The organism is Chromobacterium sp. CCUG 30098 (assembly GCF_059916605.1).
The window spans coordinates 375,922-393,554 of record NZ_JAUCGS010000004.1 but is presented as its reverse complement, the minus strand read 5'-3'; the positions used below and the strand labels follow the sequence as shown (position 1 = coordinate 393,554).

The 17,633-nt window shown below is 66.3% G+C and carries 15 protein-coding genes and 1 tRNA gene; 10 read left to right on the top strand and 6 right to left on the bottom strand.

All coding sequences use genetic code 11. The features are described from left to right. The first annotated feature begins 295 nt into the window (after positions 1-295). The 6 genes from QUG03_RS12270 to QUG03_RS12245 all read left to right on the top strand — a co-directional run bounded on the left by QUG03_RS12270 (position 296) and on the right by QUG03_RS12245 (position 7,037). On the top strand, positions 296-712 hold the full coding sequence (locus QUG03_RS12270) for a hypothetical protein (RefSeq protein WP_500820101.1): 417 nt from the start codon (positions 296-298) through the stop codon (positions 710-712). A gap of 257 nt (positions 713-969) precedes the next feature. Then, positions 970-1,944 carry an ABC transporter substrate-binding protein gene (locus tag QUG03_RS12265; RefSeq protein WP_107798677.1) on the top strand — a complete coding sequence of 325 codons (975 nt, stop codon included), beginning with the start codon at positions 970-972 and terminating at the stop codon, positions 1,942-1,944. Positions 1,945-1,962: 18 nt separating this feature from the next. After that, complete coding sequence (locus QUG03_RS12260; RefSeq protein ID WP_227107708.1) at positions 1,963-2,793, top strand: ABC transporter permease; 831 nt, start codon at positions 1,963-1,965, stop codon at positions 2,791-2,793. Between the two features lie 246 nt (positions 2,794-3,039). Further along, positions 3,040-3,831: an ABC transporter ATP-binding protein gene (locus tag QUG03_RS12255; RefSeq protein WP_500820100.1), complete on the top strand. Its 792-nt coding sequence runs from the start codon at positions 3,040-3,042 to the stop codon at positions 3,829-3,831. A 27-nt stretch (positions 3,832-3,858) separates the two neighbouring features. Next, positions 3,859-5,697 (top strand): sensor histidine kinase, encoded by a 1,839-nt coding sequence (locus QUG03_RS12250; RefSeq protein ID WP_500820099.1) that lies wholly within the window; start codon positions 3,859-3,861, stop codon positions 5,695-5,697. Continuing rightward, on the top strand, positions 5,694-7,037 hold the full coding sequence (locus tag QUG03_RS12245) for a sigma-54-dependent transcriptional regulator (RefSeq protein WP_227107706.1): 1,344 nt from the start codon (positions 5,694-5,696) through the stop codon (positions 7,035-7,037). The genes QUG03_RS12250 and QUG03_RS12245 overlap by 4 nt, the downstream gene beginning before the upstream one ends. Positions 7,038-7,223: 186 nt before the next feature. Here QUG03_RS12245 and QUG03_RS12240 read toward each other — a convergent pair whose 3' ends face one another. The 4 genes from QUG03_RS12240 to QUG03_RS12225 form a co-directional block, all read right to left on the bottom strand. Further along, the gene (locus QUG03_RS12240; protein WP_500820098.1) at positions 7,224-7,886 is read right to left on the bottom strand and encodes a DUF6348 family protein; all 663 of its coding nucleotides are present in this window, start codon (positions 7,884-7,886) and stop codon (positions 7,224-7,226) included. Between the two features lie 53 nt (positions 7,887-7,939). Continuing rightward, a complete protein-coding gene (locus tag QUG03_RS12235; protein WP_107798672.1) occupies positions 7,940-9,550 on the bottom strand; it encodes a methyl-accepting chemotaxis protein in 1,611 nt (536 codons plus the stop codon). 89 nt (positions 9,551-9,639) lie between these two features. Continuing rightward, positions 9,640-11,409, bottom strand: a complete 1,770-nt coding sequence (locus QUG03_RS12230; RefSeq protein ID WP_107798671.1) for an ABC transporter transmembrane domain-containing protein — start codon at positions 11,407-11,409, stop codon at positions 9,640-9,642. Positions 11,410-11,535: 126 nt separating this feature from the next. Further along, the gene (locus tag QUG03_RS12225; RefSeq protein ID WP_500820097.1) at positions 11,536-12,816 is read right to left on the bottom strand and encodes an OmpP1/FadL family transporter; all 1,281 of its coding nucleotides are present in this window, start codon (positions 12,814-12,816) and stop codon (positions 11,536-11,538) included. A 245-nt stretch (positions 12,817-13,061) separates the two neighbouring features. On the opposite strand from QUG03_RS12225, the gene QUG03_RS12220 reads away from it, so the two are divergent. From QUG03_RS12220 to QUG03_RS12210, 3 genes are all read left to right on the top strand, one after another. Next, positions 13,062-13,619, top strand: a complete 558-nt coding sequence (locus tag QUG03_RS12220) for a peptidylprolyl isomerase (protein WP_500820096.1) — start codon at positions 13,062-13,064, stop codon at positions 13,617-13,619. A 65-nt stretch (positions 13,620-13,684) separates the two neighbouring features. Continuing rightward, a complete protein-coding gene (locus QUG03_RS12215; RefSeq protein WP_107798668.1) occupies positions 13,685-14,176 on the top strand; it encodes a peptidylprolyl isomerase in 492 nt (163 codons plus the stop codon). A gap of 76 nt (positions 14,177-14,252) precedes the next feature. Next, positions 14,253-14,969 carry a UDP-2,3-diacylglucosamine diphosphatase gene (locus QUG03_RS12210; protein WP_253315508.1) on the top strand — a complete coding sequence of 239 codons (717 nt, stop codon included), beginning with the start codon at positions 14,253-14,255 and terminating at the stop codon, positions 14,967-14,969. Positions 14,970-15,053: 84 nt separating this feature from the next. Here QUG03_RS12210 and tilS read toward each other — a convergent pair whose 3' ends face one another. Next, positions 15,054-16,334 (bottom strand): tRNA lysidine(34) synthetase TilS, encoded by a 1,281-nt coding sequence (gene tilS, locus QUG03_RS12205; protein WP_500820094.1) that lies wholly within the window; start codon positions 16,332-16,334, stop codon positions 15,054-15,056. Between the two features lie 37 nt (positions 16,335-16,371). Beyond that, complete coding sequence (locus QUG03_RS12200; RefSeq protein WP_107798665.1) at positions 16,372-17,337, bottom strand: acetyl-CoA carboxylase carboxyltransferase subunit alpha; 966 nt, start codon at positions 17,335-17,337, stop codon at positions 16,372-16,374. 218 nt (positions 17,338-17,555) lie between these two features. Here QUG03_RS12200 and QUG03_RS12195 point away from each other — a divergent pair. Continuing rightward, positions 17,556-17,631 (top strand) — tRNA-Val (locus QUG03_RS12195). Positions 17,632-17,633: the final 2 nt, after the last annotated feature.

Here is a 17,633-nt window from a genome sequence, read left to right as displayed (position 1 = left end):
CAGGCGCCGATGCCGCCTTGACCCCCTCATCTCCGCTAGGCACAATCGCAAACGCGCCGCCCCAACCGGCAGCGCCCAGATTGGAGTCTGGCCCCGCCGCCTCGGCCCAAGCGCCGCAACCGCTTGGTCCGTGCCCTTGCACCCTTCAGCCATACCTAAAACGGGCAGGCCGTGGTGGGAGGGTGCTCGCACCCGCCGGACCGTGGCGCCGGAACTCCAATCCTGCCATGCGCCTGCCATGAGCCTGCGGCTGCCCGTCGCCCCATCGGCAGCCTGAATCAACAGGAGTGCGCGCATGTCCGTCAAATACCCGATTCGCCGCCATTACCGCCCCAATCTCAAACCCGTTTCCTATCAGGAACTGCCCTTCGCCGCGCGCTTGCCGGACCATCCTCAAGTCCATTGCTGGCAAGTGCCGCCGGCCGACAATTATCGCCAGGCCTATTTGCTGGGACGCGAATACGCCGGCCATTTCATCCAGTACCTGCAGGACAATCCCGACGTCCCGAAACGCGCCTTGCTGGCGCGCATCGCCGCCGACGTCGATTTCTCGGTGCAAGGACCCGAGCAAGGCTATTGGGCCGGCTTCTTCGCCTTGGTCGAACAGGTGCTGATCTTCCCCATCGACATCTTCGGCTACATCGACCGCATCAAGCTCCGGGAAGACGCCTTGCGCCAGCAGACGGCAAAACGCTTGGCTGATACTGAATAAGTGCAGCTATTGCGCCGCCGACGACTGAGCCGCTTTTGGCACAGCCGCCGGCGGCGCTGGCTGAATCCGGCCACGCGCTCCCGACGCAAGCCATGAAAATCAACAGTTTAACGATGAAGTGAGCTGGCACGCGCTTTGCCTAATAAGAACCACCTCGCGGCCTCGCTCCGCGTCGCCGCGTCGTTTAAATGCAAACGTCGTATAAATAGAAGGTTGCCGCGCTCCGCCCGGCCCCATACCCGCAAAGGAGAAACACCATGCAACGCATCCGCACCTGGCTCTGTCTCGCCGCCCTGGGCGGCGGCCTTTCACTGCCCGCCCTCGCCGCCGACGTGGTCCGCCTGGGCAATCTCAAGTTCGCCCACTACGGCGCCATCAGCTATATGAAGGAGATTGCGCCCAAATACGATCTGAAGATCGAGGAGCGCATGTTCGCCAAAGGCATAGACATCATGCCGGCCATCGTCGCCGGCGAAGTGGATATCGCCGCCAGCGCGGCGGACGCGGCGGTGGCCGGCCGCGCCGGCGGCGCGCCCATCTTCGCGGTGGCCGGCTTCGCCAAGGGTGGCGCGCGCATCGTGGCCGCCAAGGACAGCGGCATCAAGAGCGTCAAGGATTTGAAGGGCAAGAAAGTGGGCGTGGCGCGCGGCGGCGCGCAGGAACTGCTGCTGGCGGCAGAGCTGGCCAAATACAAGCTCAGCTGGTCCGACAAGCCGGGCAAGGACGTGCAGGTGATCTATATGCCCTTCGCCGATCTGAACCAGGCCTTGATGGGCAAGCAGATAGACGCGATGAGCCAGTCCGAGCCGCAGTCGTCCCAGGCCATCAACAAGGGCTTCGGCGTGGAAGTGCTGAAGCCTTACGACACCCCGCTGGGCGAGCCCATCCGCACCCTGGTGATGACGGAGAAAATGTACAAGGAACGCCGCGGCGTGGCGGAGCGCCTGATCAAATGCTTTGTGGAGGCCACCAACACCTTCATCAAGAACCCCAAGCTGGCGGAAAAATACGTGCGCGAGAATATGTTCAAGAACCAGATCAGCGCCGACGATTTCCAGGACGCGATCTCCAACTCCCCGTACAGCTACGATCTGAGCGTGGCCCATATCCAGACCACCACCGACATGATGCAGCAGTACGGCATCGGCAAGATGGCCAAGCCGCCCAAGGCGGCGGACTGGGTGAAGCTGGACTTGCTGAGCAAGGCCAAGCAGGACCTCAAGGTTAATTGACGGCGGCGGGAGCGAATCATGCAGCAGACTGTGTTTTCCCGGCTGGGCCAGGCCTGGTCCAGCCTGGCGGTGCCCATCGCCATCGTGCTGATCTGGCAGGCCAGTTCCAGCCTGGGCTGGATCAATCCGCAAATCCTGCCCTCGCCGCTGGCGGTATTGCAAAAGTGGCTGGCTTACTGGCAGCCGCTGGAAGCCTACGATCCGGCCTCCGGCGGCTATCTCGCCTGGCTGCTGTCCGGCGAGCTGGTCCACGACGTGGCGGCCAGCCTGTGGCGGGTGGTGCTGGGCTTTGCGCTGGGCGGCGGCCTGGGCTTGCTGCTGGGGCTGTTCATGGGCGTCAGCGACCCGGTGTACCGGGCCTTCAACCCCTTGATCCAGTTCCTGCGGCCGATCCCGCCCATCGCCTGGACCCCGCTGTCCATCCTGTGGTTCGGCCTGGGCAATCCGCCGGCGGTGTTCCTCATCACCATAGGCGCTTTCTTCCCCATCCTGATGAACACCATTTCCGGCGTGCGCAATGTGGACGGCATCTATATCCGCGCCGCGCGCAACCTGGGCGCCAGCCGCGCCACCCTGTTCCGCCGGGTGATCCTGCCGGCGGCCACGCCCTTCATCTTCACCGGCGCGCGGGTGGGCATGGGCACCGCCTTCATCGTGGTGATCGTGGCGGAGATGATCGCGGTGAACAGCGGCGTCGGCTACCGCATCATGGAGGCGCGCGAGTATTTCTGGACCGACAAGGTCATCGCCGGCATGGTCACCATCGGCATTCTCGGCCTGTTGATCGACATGCTGATGCAGGGGCTGAACAACCGCCTGCTGAAATGGCATCGCGGCATCGACCAGTAAAAACCCGCTCAATGTCCGCTGCGCGTTGTGGGGCCTCGCAAGGTGAGCGCCGCTTAGAAATGCTCATGTACCACGCGTACATTCCGCTTTCTCGGCAGTTGTCGCCTTGTCTCGCCCTAGCGCGCGGAACATTGGACAGGCTCTGATCACAATGCGCCGCCGGGCCCGCTTCGACGCGGGCGCGGCGCAAAGAACGAATTCGCGCAACAGCGGCCCCCACTGCTGCGCGACATGGAAGGATGAGGCATGAGCGCCCAGATCGAAGTGCAACAGGTGCAAAAAGTATTCAAGACGCCGGGCGGCGACGTAATCGCCCTGCGCGACATCCAGCTGGACATCCAGCCCGGCGAGTTCGTCTGCCTGCTGGGCCCGTCCGGCTGCGGCAAATCCACGCTGCTCAACGCCATCGCCGGCTTCGCGCCGCCCAGCGGCGGCGAGATTCTGGTGGCCGGACAGCGCGTCGCCGCGCCCGGGCCGGACCGCGGCATGGTGTTTCAGGAGTACGCGCTGTTTCCGTGGATGACGGTGGAACAGAACATAGGCTTCGGCCTGGAAATCCAGAAACGCTCCCCGGCCGAGATCCGCGCCGCGGTGGAGCCGCTGCTGGACAAGCTGCACCTGCGCGACTTCCGCCACCGCTTCCCCAAGGACCTGTCCGGCGGCATGCGCCAGCGGGTGGCGATTGCGCGGGTGCTGGCGCTGGATTCGCCGGTGATGCTGATGGACGAGCCCTTCGGCGCGCTGGACGCGCTGACCCGGCGCTCCTTGCAAGACGAGCTGCTGCGCATCTGGCAGGAGAGCGGCAAGACCATCATCTTCGTCACCCACAGCATCGAGGAATCCATCTACCTGGCGGACCGAGTGGTGATGATGACCTACCGCCCCGGCACCATCAAGCGCGACGTGCGGGTGGAGCTGCCGCGCCCGCGCGACCCCAGCGCGCCGGGCTTCAACGATCTGAAACGGGAGCTGACCCGGCTGGTGATGGAGGAACATTCACGCCACGAAGCCGCGGAACTGCAAGCTGCGGTAGACTGAGGCATCGCCGATTTCCGATCCGCCGCCATGCTCGCACGCGCGTTGCGTTTCCTGCTGAAAAGCCTGCCCTCCCTCTTCTTGCTGGCCTTGGCGCTGGGCGGCGGCTGGGTGTTGGCCAGCCGCATGCTGTTGACCGAAGCGGAGCGCGAGGGCCGGCACCGGGCGGAGATGCACGCCGCCAACCTCGGCGCCACGCTGGAGCAATACCGCTACCTGCCCTATGTGCTGGCGCTGAACCAGGACATCCTCAACCTGCTGGCGGACCCGCGCAATCCGCGGCGGGTGGAGGCGTTGAACCGCTATCTGGAACAGGTGAACCGGCAGTCGCGCACCTCGGCGCTCTTCATCGTCAACGTGGACGGCATCGCGCTGGCGTCCAGCAACTGGATGTCGCCGTACAGCTTCGTCGGCAACAGCTACGCCTTCCGTCCCTATTTTCAGCAGGCGCTGGCCGGCCGGTCCGGCAGCTTTTACGGCATAGGCAGCACCAGCCGCGAGCCGGGCTATTTTCTGTCCTGGCCGGTCTTGTCCGGCCGCCGCGCCGTGGGCGTGGCGGTGGTCAAGGTCAGCCTGGCGCCGCTGGAGGAAGCCTGGCGCAAGGGCGCGGAGCCGGTCTTGGTCAGCGACCGCCACGGCGTGGCCTTTCTCAGCGCCAATCCGGACTGGAAGTTCGCCACCTGGCAGCCGCTGCCGCCGGCGGTGCGCCGCCAGATCGACGCCACCCGCCAATACCTGGGCGCCAAACTGCATCCCTTCGCGCTGCTGCAACCGCACGCGGGTTGGCGCGAACAGGCCTGGCTGGCGCCGGACAGCGAGCGCAAGCTGCTGGCCGGCCGCTATCTGCAAATCCGGCAGACCTTGCCGCAAACCGGCTGGACGCTGACCTTGCTGGTGGACATGCACGGCCGCAACCTCACCTTGCTCGCCATCATGAGCACGCTGCTGGCCAGCGGCCTGGGCCTGCTGACGCTGTGGCATTACCGGCGGCTGCGGCTGAGCCGGCTGCGGGAGCAATTGGCGGCGCAACAGGCTTTGCAGCAGGCCCACGACCAACTGGAGCGTAAAGTGGCGGAACGCACCCGCGATCTGGCGCTGAGCAACACCCAGCTGTCGGCGGAAATCCGCGAGCGCATCCAGACGGAAAACAGCCTGCGCATCACCCGCGGCCAATTGGCCGAGGCCAGCAAACTGGCGGCGCTGGGCCAGATGGCGGCCGGGGTCGCCCATGAAATCAACCAGCCGCTGGCGGCGCTGCGCGCCTTCGCCGACAACGCGGTGACCCTGTTGCAACGCGGCCGCCCGGACGACGCCAGCGACAATCTGGGCCAGATTTCCCAGTTGGTGGAGCGCATCGCCCACATCACCCGGGATCTGAAAACCTTCGCCCGCCGCCACCGCGGCCCGCTGGGCCAGACCAATCCGCTCGCCGCGCTGCGCGACACGCTGACCTTGCTGCAGCCGGCGCTGCGCGAGGCCCGGGTGGAGTTGGAGCTGGACCTGCCGCCGCGCTGTCCCGACATCGCCTGCGACGCCATCGGCCTGGAGCAGGTGTTCACCAATCTGCTGAGCAACGCCATAGACGCGATGCGGCAGCAAGGGCGAGGCCGGCTGGAGATCAGCCTGCTGCACAAGGCGGGCATGCTGGAATTCCGCCTGCGCGACCACGGCCCCGGCATCGCCGACGCCGATCTGCCGCATCTGTTCGAGCCCTTTTACAGCACCAAGCCGCGCGGCCAGGGCCTGGGCCTGGGGCTGGCCATCGTGCAGGAAATCGTCGAACAGTCCGGCGGCCGCATCGAAGCCTGCAACCACCCGGACGGCGGCGCCCGCTTCATCATCAACTGGCCTTGCGAGTCCGCCTCATGAAACCCTCCCCCAACGTCCGCGCGGGCGTGATCTACGTTGAAGACGACCCGGCCGTGCGCATGGCCACGCTGCAATCGCTGGAATTGGCCGGCCTGCCGGTGCAGGCCTACGCCGACGCCGAAAGCGCGCTGACCGCGCTGAGGCGCGACGAGCGCGCCGTCCTGCTCAGCGATGTGCGCCTGCCCGGCCTCAGCGGCCTGGAGCTGATGGAACAGGCGCTGAACCAGGACCGGGAACTGCCGGTGATCCTGGTCACCGGCCACGGCGACATCGCGATGGCGGTGGCGGCCACCCGCGCCGGCGCCTACGACTTCATCGAAAAGCCCTATGCGCCGGGCCGGCTGATCGAAACGGTGCAACGCGCGCTGGACAAGCGCCGGCTGACGCTGGAAAACCGCGAACTGCGCGCCAGCCTGGCGCGCAGCAACGGACCGGTGCTGATCGGCCATAGCCCGGCCATGCAGGCGCTGCGCGAGACGCTGGCCAATGTCGCCGACACCGACGCCGACGTGCTGATCCACGGCGAAACCGGCACCGGCAAGGAAATGGTGGCGCAGGCGCTGCACGCCTGGAGCCGTCGCCGCGAGCGTCATTTCGTGCCGCTGAACTGCGCCGGCCTGCCGGAATCCATTTTCGAGAGCGAAATTTTCGGCCACGAGGCCGGCGCCTTCACCGGCGCGCTCAAACGCCGCATCGGCAAGATAGAGTACGCCAGCGGCGGCACCCTCTTCCTCGACGAAATCGAAGGCATGCCGCTGGCCTTGCAGGCCAAGCTCCTGCGGGTGCTGCAACAGCGGGTGGTGGAAAGGCTGGGCTCCAACAGCCTGATCCCGGTCGACTGCCGGGTGGTGGCCGCCACCAAGGACGATCTGGCCCTGGCCAGCCGGGAGCGGCGCTTCCGCGAAGACTTGTATTACCGGCTCAATGTGGTGTCGCTGCGGCTGCCGCCGCTGCGCGAACGGCGCGAGGACATCCCGGACTTGTTCCAATGGTTCGTGGAGCAAGCGGCGGCGCGCTTCGACCGCCCGGCGCCGGACACGCCGCCGGCGCTATTGGGCCGCCTGCAGGCGCAGACCTGGCCGGGCAATGTGCGCGAGCTGCGCAACGCGGCGGAGCGCTATGTGCTGGGCGTGGCGCCGGACGACGGCGAAGCCGCGGCCTACGCGCCCAGCGCGCTGGACGCGAGGGTGGACGCCTACGAGAAGCAATTGATCGAGCAGGCGCTGCTGCGCACCCAGGGCCAGGTGATGCAGGCGGCGGAGCTGCTGGGCATTCCACGCAAGACCCTGTACAACAAGTTCGCCAAGCACGGCATAGACCCGGACGGCTACCGCGCCTGAAGGACCGGCTTACGATCTCGCGAGCACCAGCGCGGCCGCCTCAGAAACTGTTTAGGATCTCGCGAGCTAGGGCGAGACAAGGCGAAAACGAGCGAAAAAGCGGAATGTACTCGTGGTCCATGAGCATTTTGAGCGGGTACTCACCGTGCAGGGCTTCACGACGCGCAGCAGATCGTAAACAGGTTCTCACACCGCGCGCAGCAGCATGAAATGGCGCAGGCTGTAATAACCCTGCGCCGCCGGCCACGGCAAGGCGCCCAGCAGGCTCAGACCCGCTTCCCAGCGTTGATTGTCCAGCAGCGCCTCGGAGACGAACTCGCCGTTCAGATTGCAGAAGAACAGCCGGGTCCAATGCGCGTCGCCGGACAGCGTTTCCGCGCGCAGCGCGGCGGTGGCTTGGCGGAACAGCGCCTCGAACAAGGCTTGCTCCAGCCGCTCGGCGGCGCCGCGCAAGCCGAAATTGCCGATATAGGCCATATAGTCGCGGCCGGCGATTTCCCAGCGCCGTTCGGTGACTTGCGCTTCGTCGCGGATGCCCCACAGGCCGGCCAGCAACACGTGCAGCACATTGGCGCTGAAATTTTCCAGCGCGTCGTTCAGCCCTTCCCGGCCCGCGCCCAGGCCGGCGAAGCTTTCCATCAAGCGGATGTCGTTTTCCAACAGCACGTGGATGTCCAGCCGGCCGTTGTTCTCGCCCGGCGTCCAGTGAGCGCCTATGGCCGGCAGTTGGCCCTGCGGCAGCAGCCAGCCCTTGGCCTCCTGGCAGGGCAGGCCGTGGGCGGCCAATAATTGCGCCAGCAGCGGCGTGGGGTCGAGCGCGGCTTGGGCTTCCGGAACGTGGGCAGACAAGATGGCCATCCTTTTGATTTGATCGCGAGGCCGGCAGTGTACCACCGCCCGCCTCACAGCCTGAAGCTGGCCGCCGCCTGCCGCAGCCCGGCGGCCAGCGTCTCCAGCGCTTCCACCTCGGCCTCGGCCGCCAGGGCGGTGGCGCGGGTCTGTCCGGCCAGGCCGGCCACCTGCTCCATATTGCCGGCCACCTCGCGGTTGGCCTCGGCCTGCGCCGCGGCGGCGCCGGCCACCGCGCGGATATTGTCGCGTGCGGACTGCGCGCCGCCGCGGATGCGCTGCAAGGCGTCCGCGGCCTGCCGGGCCATGGCCACGCCACTGTCCACCCGCGGCCCCACCTCGCCCATGCTGGCCACCACGGAATCGGTGTCCGCCTGAATCGCCTGGATGGTGGCGGCGATCTGGCGCGTGGCCTCGCCGCTGCGGTCGGCCAGCTTGCGCACCTCGTCCGCCACCACCGCGAAGCCGCGGCCCAGCTCGCCGGCGCGCGCGGCTTCTATCGCCGCGTTCAGCGCCAAGAGATTGGTCTGGTCGGCGATGTCCTTGATCACCGCGGCGGTGACGTCGATCGCGCGGCAGCGCTCGGCCAGTTCGCCTATGCAGCCGGAGGCCGCCGCCACCTGGCCGGACACCGCCTGGATCTCCTCGGCCGCGCGGCGCACCAGGCCTTCACCCTCGTCCGCCAGCGCGCAGGCGTTGGCGGAGTCCGACTCGCTCTCCGCGCTGCGGCGCGACACCTCCGCCACGCCGTCCAGCATGCCGGCGGTGGTTTCCGCGGCGCCGGCGCTGGCCGCCGCCGATTGCTCCACCTGACCGTGAATCTGCTGCATGCGTCCGGACAAACCGCCCACCGAACGCTCCAGCTGCGCGGAACCGTCCTGCAGACGTTCGATCAGCTGGCGCAAGCTGCGCTGCATGCCGGCGAAGGCGTCCATCAGGCTGCCCTCGCTCGGCGCGCGCTCCAATGTCTGGCTCAGATCGCCGGCCGCCATCGCCCGCGCCGTCGCCGCGGCCGCCTCCGCCTCGCCGCCGATCAAGCGGAAAATGGACGCGGCCACGCGCCAGGCCAGCAGCGTCACCACCGCCAACACCGCCAGGCCGATGCCGGAGAGCTTGAGCGCCAGGCCGTTGAACTGGCTTTCCACATCGTCCATGAACACGCCTGTGCCTATGGTCCAGTTCCAGTCCGGTATCCGCATCACCGCATTGAGTTTGGGCAGCACCTCGTTGCCGTTGGGCCGCTTGGTGCGCACCAGCGCAAAGCCGAAATCGCCGTTCGACAGCGCGTCGCGGTAGGCCTGCACCAGGGTGCGGCCGTCCGGCAGCTTGCCGCCGGTGTCCCGCTTGCCCAGCTTGCGCCGGTCCGGGTGCACCAGCACTAGGTCCGACGCGTCGCGCGCGAACACGTAGTTGCCCTTGTCGCGCAGTCCGGACATCGCTTCGACCGCGCGCCGCTGCGCCTCCTCGCGCTTGAGCTTGCCGCTTTGCTCCTGCTTCTGGTACATCGCCACCTGCTGGCCCGCCAGGTGCACCAGGCTGCCGATCTGCGCCTTGCGGTCCTCCAGCAGAGTGGAACGCAAGGTGTGCAAGGCGAATCCGGCCACCACGCACAGGCCCAGCCCGGCGCACAACACCACGCCCCCCAAACGGACAGCCAGTTTCATGTCTTCGCTCCATCACGGGTCTCGGCGCCGCGCGGCGGCCGTTCATCCATGGAGCATAGACTATTCATTATGCTTAAGCGGACGCTGCCTCAACCCTCCCCGCCGGCGGCGAACTGCAAGGCCGCCAGCCGCGCGTACAAGGGCGAGTCGGCCAACAGGCTCTGGTGACTGCCTTCGGCCACGATGCGGCCCTGGTCCAGCACCACGATGCGGTCCGCCTGCTTGACCGTGGCCAGCCGGTGGGCGATCACCAGGGTGGTGCGGTTTTGCGCGGCGCGCTCCAGCGCCTGCTGCACCAGTTGTTCCGACTCCGCGTCCAGCGCGCTGGTGGCTTCGTCCAGCAGCAGCAAAGGCGGGTTCTTCAGGATGGCGCGGGCGATGGCGATGCGTTGGCGCTGGCCGCCGGACAGACGCACGCCGCGTTCGCCCAGATAGGTGTCGTAGCCCTGCGGCAACTTCTCGATGAAGCCGTCGGCGGCGGCGGCGCGGGCCGCGGCCCGCACCTCCTCGTCGCTGGCCTCGGGTTTGCCGTAGCGGATGTTCTCCAGCGCGCTGGCGCCGAAGATCACCGAATCCTGCAAGACCACGCCCACATGGCCGCGCAAATCGGCGAAGGACAGCTCGCGCACGTCCACGCCGCCCAATAGCAATTGGCCTTGCTGCGGATCGTAAAAACGCAGCAAGAGCTGGAACAAGGTGGACTTGCCGGCGCCGGACGGCCCCACCAGCGCCACGTGCTCGCCGGGGCGCACGCTGAGCCGGATGCCGCTGAGCGAGGGCTGGCCGGGGCGGGACGGATAGGCGAAATCGACGTCGCGCAACGCCAGGCCGGCGGGCCCGGCCGGCAAGGCGCGCGGCGCGGCCGGCTCCGTCACCGGCGAACGCAGGGACAGCAGCTCCATCAGACGCTCGGTGGCGCCGGCCGCGCGCTGCACATCGCCCCACACCTCCGCCAGCGCGCCGATGGCGCCGGCGGTCACCACCGCGTACAGGATGAACTGGCCCAGCTGGCCGGCGCTCATCGCGCCTTCCAGCACCGCGTGCGCGCCCAGCCACAAAACGAAGACAATGGCGCCGAAGATCAGCAGGATCACCGCCACCGTCAGCCAGGAGCGCGCGCGGATGCGCGCCAGCGCGGCGTCGAAACCCGTCTCCACCGAAGCGCCGAAGCGCCGGCTCTCCCGCGCCTGCTGATTGAAGGCCTGCACCGTGGGAATGGCGTTCAGGGTTTCGCCGGCAATGGCGCTGGAATCCGCGATGCGGTCCTGGCTGGAACGGGACAAGGTCCGCACCCGGCGGCCGAAGACCACGATGGGCAAGACCACCAGCAACAGCGTCACCAGGATGTAGGCGGTCAGACTGGGGCTGGTGGCCATCAGCATGGCCAGGCCGCCCAGCATCAGCAGCGCATTTCGCAGCCCCATGGACAGGCTGGTGCCGATCACGGTCTGCACCAGGGTGGTGTCGGTGGTCAGCCGGGACAGCACCTCGCCGGTCTGGGTGACTTCAAAGTATTCCGGGCTGACCCGGATCACATGCTGATACACCGCGCGGCGGATGTCGGCGGTGACGCGTTCGCCCAGCCAGGACACGCAATAAAAACGCAGCGCGGTGGCCAGGGCCAACACCGCCGCCACGCCGAACAGGCCGAGGAAATAGCGGTTGATGTCCGCCGCCGCGCGCTGGCTGAAACCATGGTCGATCAGAAAGCGAAACGCCACCGGCAGCAACAGGGTGGCGGCGGCGGCCACGATCAGGGCCAGCAAGGCCAGCCAGGCGCGCAGCCGGTACGGGCGCAGATAGGGCAACAGGCCGGCCAGCGGGCTCAGCCGCAGCCATGGGGAGGGGGCAACGGACATGGGAATGGACGCTCAGAGAAACACAGCGCCCTACTCTAGCCTGCCGCCGGACAAACCGCACCCCCGGATATGAAAAAACCGCCGCGGGCGAAGCCGGCGGCGGCGGGACGGTCAGGCTTGCCTGAATCAGAACTTGTACTGCATCTGCACGCCCAGCAAGTGGCCGCGGATGGAGCTGTAAGAACCTTGCAGCGTGTCGCCGTTGCCCAGCGGGCTCTTGGCGGTATGGTTGATGTCGCGGTCGCCCACGCCCATCAGATAGGTGTAGCCGGCGTCCACGGTCAGCTGCTTGCTGGCCTTGTAGCTGGCGCCCAGGCTCAACCAGACGCGGTCGGTGTCCGGAATCAGCGGGTTGCGGTAGCTGGCGTTGCGCACCGGGCTGGTTTCATAGCCCACGCCGCTGCGCAGCGTCAGTTGCTCGTTGAAGTTGTAGTCGGCGCCCACCGAGAACAGCCAGCTGGCTTTCCAGTGATTGTCGATCACGGTTTCAGCCACCGGGTTGCCCTTGATCACCAGCTGATCGAAGCGGCTCCAGTTGGTCCAGCGCGCGGTGGCGCTCAGCGCCCACTTGCTGTTCAGACGGCTGAAACCGGACAACAGCAGCGATTCCGGCGTGGTGACGTCGGCGGCGCCGGCATGCACGCCATCCAGATTGGTCATGCCCGGAATGCCGAGACGGTTGAAACCGCTGGCGGTATAGTCGCCGCGCGCCTTATGGTGCAGCTTGGAGCGATAGGACAGGCCAACGCGGTTGTCCTGGTTGAACGCGTACATCAGGCCCAGATTGTAGCCGTAGGCCCAGCTGTCGGCGTCGATCTCGCCGGTGGCGCCCGGGAAGAAGGCGCCCTGCTTCAGATCGGCCTTGGCGTACTGCGCCGACACGCCGGCGCCGAAGCTCCACTTGTCGTCCAGCTTGTAGGCGAAGGACGGGTTGAAGTCCACGGTCATGATGGAACTGGAAATGCCGTGGTTGCGGCCCACCCAGTTGTCGTCATAGCTGGCGCCGAGGCCGAAGGGCACGGTGATGCCCAGGCCCAGGCGGGCGCGTTCGCTCAACTGATGCACCAGATAGGCGTTGGGGATGAATTCGGCCTTGGCGCGGCCGTTGTCTCTGCCCTGGCGCGCGGCCGGGAAACCGCCCTTGCCTTCGAACGGCGCGTCGATTTCGGCGTAGGTGAAGCCGCCCTGCACCTGAGTGCCTTCAATCAAGGTCATGCCGGCCGGGTTGTAGAAGACGGCGGACAGGTCGTCGCCCACCAAGCCGGCGCCGGCGTGGGCGCGGCCCAGGCCGGCCACGCTTTGCTCGGACAATTGGAAGCCGGCGGCCTGAGCCAGCGGCGCGGCGGCCAACAGGCCGGCCACCAGCGCGGGAATGAGGCGAACAGCGGAAGGTGCGAATGCTTTCATTTTTTTATATCTACCCCGGCGGCGGCTGCCGCCTTTGTTATTGGAAACCGAGCTTGCGTGCGAAAATATGCCATCCAAATAGATAGCGATCACACAATTTTTAGGGGGTGGAGTCTAAATACTATTTTTTAAAAAAACAAGAAGTCCGCCTTAGGCTAAAAGCATAAGACAGCCGCGCCATGCGCTGAATCAAAAGGCTGTGCTAATATTGGCGGCTCCTCATAACCCTGTTGAATAAAGCAACCATGAAACGAATGCTGAGCATGCTGGCGTTGAGCGCGCTGCCCGCCGTGGCCCTGGCCTCGCCGACAGTGGAAATGACCACGAACAAGGGCAATATCGAGATTGCGCTGGACTCGGCCAAAGCCCCCAAGACCGTGGAAAACTTCGTCGCCTACGCCAAGGCCGGCCACTACAACGGCACCGTGTTCCACCGCGTGATCGACGGCTTCATGATCCAGGGCGGCGGCTTCGACACCAAGCTGAACCAGAAGTCCACCCGCGCCGCCATCGCCAACGAGGCGAGCAACGGCCTGAAGAACGGCATAGGCACCATCGCCATGGCCCGCACCGCGGACCCGAATTCCGCCACCGCCCAGTTCTTCATCAATGTGGCCAACAACGACTTCCTCGACTATAAATCCCCGACGCCTCAGGGCGCCGGCTATGCGGTGTTCGGCAAAGTGACCCGCGGCATGGACGTGGTCAACCGCATCGCCAAGACCCGCACCGGCAGCATGAACGGCATGGGCGACGTGCCGTTCGAGCCCATTGTGATCCAGAAAGTCACCATCAAGCCTTAAGCTTTTCTACAACCTCTTTCATACCGGCAGGCCCCACGCGGCCTGCCCGTCATCAAGGAAACACCATGATCAAACTGACCACCAACTTCGGCGCCATCGTGCTGGAACTGTTCGCCGACAAGGCCCCGAAAACCGCCGCCAACTTTGAAGAGTACGTAAAAAGCGGCCATTACGACGGCACCATCTTCCACCGCGTAATCAACGGCTTCATGATCCAGGGCGGCGGCTTCACCGCCGACATGTCGCAAAAGCCGACCAACGCGCCGATCGAGAACGAGGCCAATAACGGCCTGGCCAACAAGGCCTACACCGTGGCCATGGCCCGCACCATGGACCCGCACTCGGCCTCCGCCCAGTTCTTCATCAATGTGTCCGACAACGACTTCCTGGATTTCAAATCGGAAAGCGCCCAAGGCTGGGGCTACGCCGTGTTTGGCCAGGTTGTGGAAGGCCAGGACGTAGTGGACAGCATCAAGGCGGTGCGCACCGGTCGCAGCGGCCCGCATCAGGACGTGCCGGCGGAAGCCGTGGTGATCGAGAAAGCCGAAATCATTTGATTCGCCGACGCCGCGCGACGCGCGGCGCGCTTCCAGCCCGGCCGTCCGGCCGGGCTTCAACTCATCCGCACGCGACATGGCCATTCACTTCATTTCCGATCTGCACCTGGCGGACGACACTCCGGCGCTGAACCGTTTGTTTCTGGACACGCTGCAAGCCTGGCAAGGCCGGATCGACGCGCTCTACATCCTGGGCGATCTGTTCGAATACTGGGTGGGCGACGACGACGATTCGCCGTTCCTGGAAACGCCGCTGGCCGCAATGCGCGCCTTCGCCGCCGCCACGCCGCTGTACGTGATGCACGGCAACCGCGATTTCCTGCTGGGCGAGGGCTTCTGTCTGCGCAGCGGCGCGCGGCTGCTGGACGATCCAAGCTTGATCGAGGCCCATGGCCGCCGCTGCCTGCTCAGCCACGGCGACGCGCTGTGCACCGGCGACGCCGCCTATCAGCAGTTTCGAGCCGTCAGCCGCAACCCGCAGTGGCAGCGGGCGATGCTGGCGCGGCCGCTGGCGGAGCGCCACGCGATCGCGCGTCAGGCGCGCCAGCAAAGCGAGATGAGCAAACAACAGAACGGCCTGAGCGAGATTTCGGACGTCGCCGCCGACGCGGTCGAGGCGCTGCTGGCCGCCCACGACTGGCCAACGCTGATCCACGGCCATACCCACCGCCCCGCGGTCCACCGACACGGCGCCTCCGAGCGTTGGGTGATCCAGGACTGGCACGGGAACCAGGGCGGCTATCTACGCCTGGACGATGCGGGCATCGTCAGCCTGCCGCTGAACGCCGCCTGAGAATTTGCGCAAAGTCCGCTGCGCATCGCGAGATATCAGATTGCAAATGCAAAACGCCTGCCGGATCGGCAGGCGTTTTTCACGTCAGCGCGGCTCCGCCGACAGCGGCCGCCACAGCGGCCACCAGCCCGGCCCGCAGGCCAGTTCGGCATCCACCGCCACGCCGGGCAGCGCCAGCACGCGCCCGTCGGCGTCGCACAACAGCGGCCAGCGCTCGCGCAAGGGCGGCGCGATGCCGGACTCCTGCAGAAAGCTCTTCACCGGCTTGCGCCCCACCCCGGCCGCCAGCCGCTCGCCGCCCTCGCGCGGCCGCAGGCTCAAACCCCTCGCCAAGGCCTCCGCCGGCAGGCCGCGCGGCCGCCACTCCCAGCTCAGCGTCCCGCCCCACTCTTGCACCAGGCGTTCCGCCGCAGGCTCCACCGCCCCCAGCGACACGGCCGCCGGCGCCGGCAGCGCCGGCAAGGCGAACAGGCCGTCGCGATAACGGTATAACAGGCCCCGCGCCAGACTCAGCCGCGGACAGCTGGCGGCGCCGGCCTCCAGCGCCTGGCGCTGGAACTCCGCCAACGCGTCCGGCTCCGGCGCCGGCCAGGCCAGGCCGCGCAGCCAGGCCAACAAGCACTGCCGTTGCCTGGCCGCGGACAAGCCTCGCCAGCGAGTCAGGTCCAGGCCGCCTTCGCGCCGGCAAGCGGCCAGATCCTGCGCCGCCACCTCGTCCAGCACCGCGGCGGCGTCCGCCAGCAAGCCGGCCGATCGCGTCAGATGCCGGCGATAATCCGGCAGCGCCGCCTCCAGCTGCGGCAGCAGCCGCTGACGCAGCAGATTGCGCCGCCAGCGCTCGTCCTGATTGCTCTCGTCCTCAACCCAGCTCAGGCCCTGCGCCTGAACGAACGCCTCCAGCTGCCGCCGGCGCAAACCCAGCAAGGGCCGCCACAGCCAGGGCCCGTCCGCGTCCAGCTTGCGCAAGGCCGGCATCGCCGCCAGAGCGCGCGCGCCGCCGCCGCGCAGCAATTGCAGCAGCACGGTTTCCGCCTGATCGTCCAGATGATGCGCCAAAACCACCACGCCGGCGGCGGAACGCCGATACGCCTGGTAGCGCGCCTCGCGGGCCACCGCTTCCAGACTGTCGCCGCCGCTCAGGACCAGCTCTACCCGCTCCACCCGCAAAGACGCGCCCAGCGACGCGCACAAGGCGCGACAGTGCTCGGCCCAGGCGTCGGCGTTCGGGCTCAGCCCGTGGTGCACATGCACCGCGCGGACCTCCAGCTCCGGACGGCGCTCCCGCGCGCGGCACAGCAGCGCCAGCAGCGCCACCGAATCCAGGCCGCCGCTCAAGCCCACCTCAAAAGCACATTGGCCGGACAATTCGTCCGGCCAATGGCTTAACAGAGATTCGAGCGGGTCAGGCTGCGGCTTCCTTGAAGCGGCCATAACTCATCAATCTGTCGAAACGGGTTTTCAGCAACTCGTCGATCGGCTTGCCGGTCAAGTCTTTCAACTCTTCCTGCAGCACGCGCTTCAGCGTCGCCATCATCTGAGCGTGATCGCGATGCGCACCGCCCACCGGCTCGTTGACCACGCGATCGATCAGGCCCAGCGTCTTCAGGCGCGGCGCGGTGATGCCCAAGGCTTCCGCGGCGTCGGACGCGCGCTCGGCGGTCTTCCACAAGATGGAGGCGCAGCCTTCCGGCGAAATCACCGAGTAGGTGGCGTATTGCAGCATATTGACGCAATCGCCCACCGCGATGGCCAGCGCGCCGCCGGAACCGCCCTCGCCTATCACCGTCACAATGACGGGCACGCGCAAACGGGTCATTTCATAGAGATTGCGGCCGATGGCCTCGGATTGGCCGCGTTCTTCCGCGCCGATGCCGGGCCAAGCGCCGGTGGTGTCCACCAAGGTGACCACCGGGATGCCGAACTTCTCGGCCAGCTTCATCAGGCGCAGGGCCTTGCGATAGCCTTCCGGATGCGGCATGCCGAAATTGCGGCGGATCTTTTCCTTGGTGTCCCGGCCCTTCTGCTGGCCGATGACCATCACCGACTGGCCGTTGAAACGGGCCAGACCGCCTACGATGGCGGCGTCGTCGGCAAACGCGCGGTCGCCGTGCAGCTCTTCGAAGTCGGTGAAAATACTCTCTATATAGTCGAGCGCGTAGGGGCGCTGCGGATGGCGCGCCACCAAGGCGATTTGAGACGGCGTCAGCTTGGCGTAGAGGGACTTGGTCAAGTCCTGGCTCTTCTTCTGCAGGCGCGCGATCTCCTCGGAGATGTCCAGCACGGAATCGTCCTGAACATAGCGAAGTTCTTCTATTTTGTTCTCGAGCTCGGCAATAGGCTGCTCAAAATCGAGAAAGGTCGGCTTCATTCGTAACGTCATCCGATAAATAGCTAATGGCGGCATGATACCTTAGCGGCAAAGTCGGCGTCACCTTTCTGTCTGACAAAAACATTAAATTTTGGAGCATTTATTCGAAATTGCCGCCGGTTGCAAAAATTTGCGGGTAGACCACTTGCGCAAGCTTAAACCCTGTGTTTTAATTCGCCTCCTCGCTGAAACGCAAACGCAGCAGCGAAAAGGATTCAGGGCGTTTAGCTCAGTTGGTAGAGCGTCTGCCTTACAAGCAGAATGTCGGCGGTTCGACTCCGTCAACGCCCACCAAC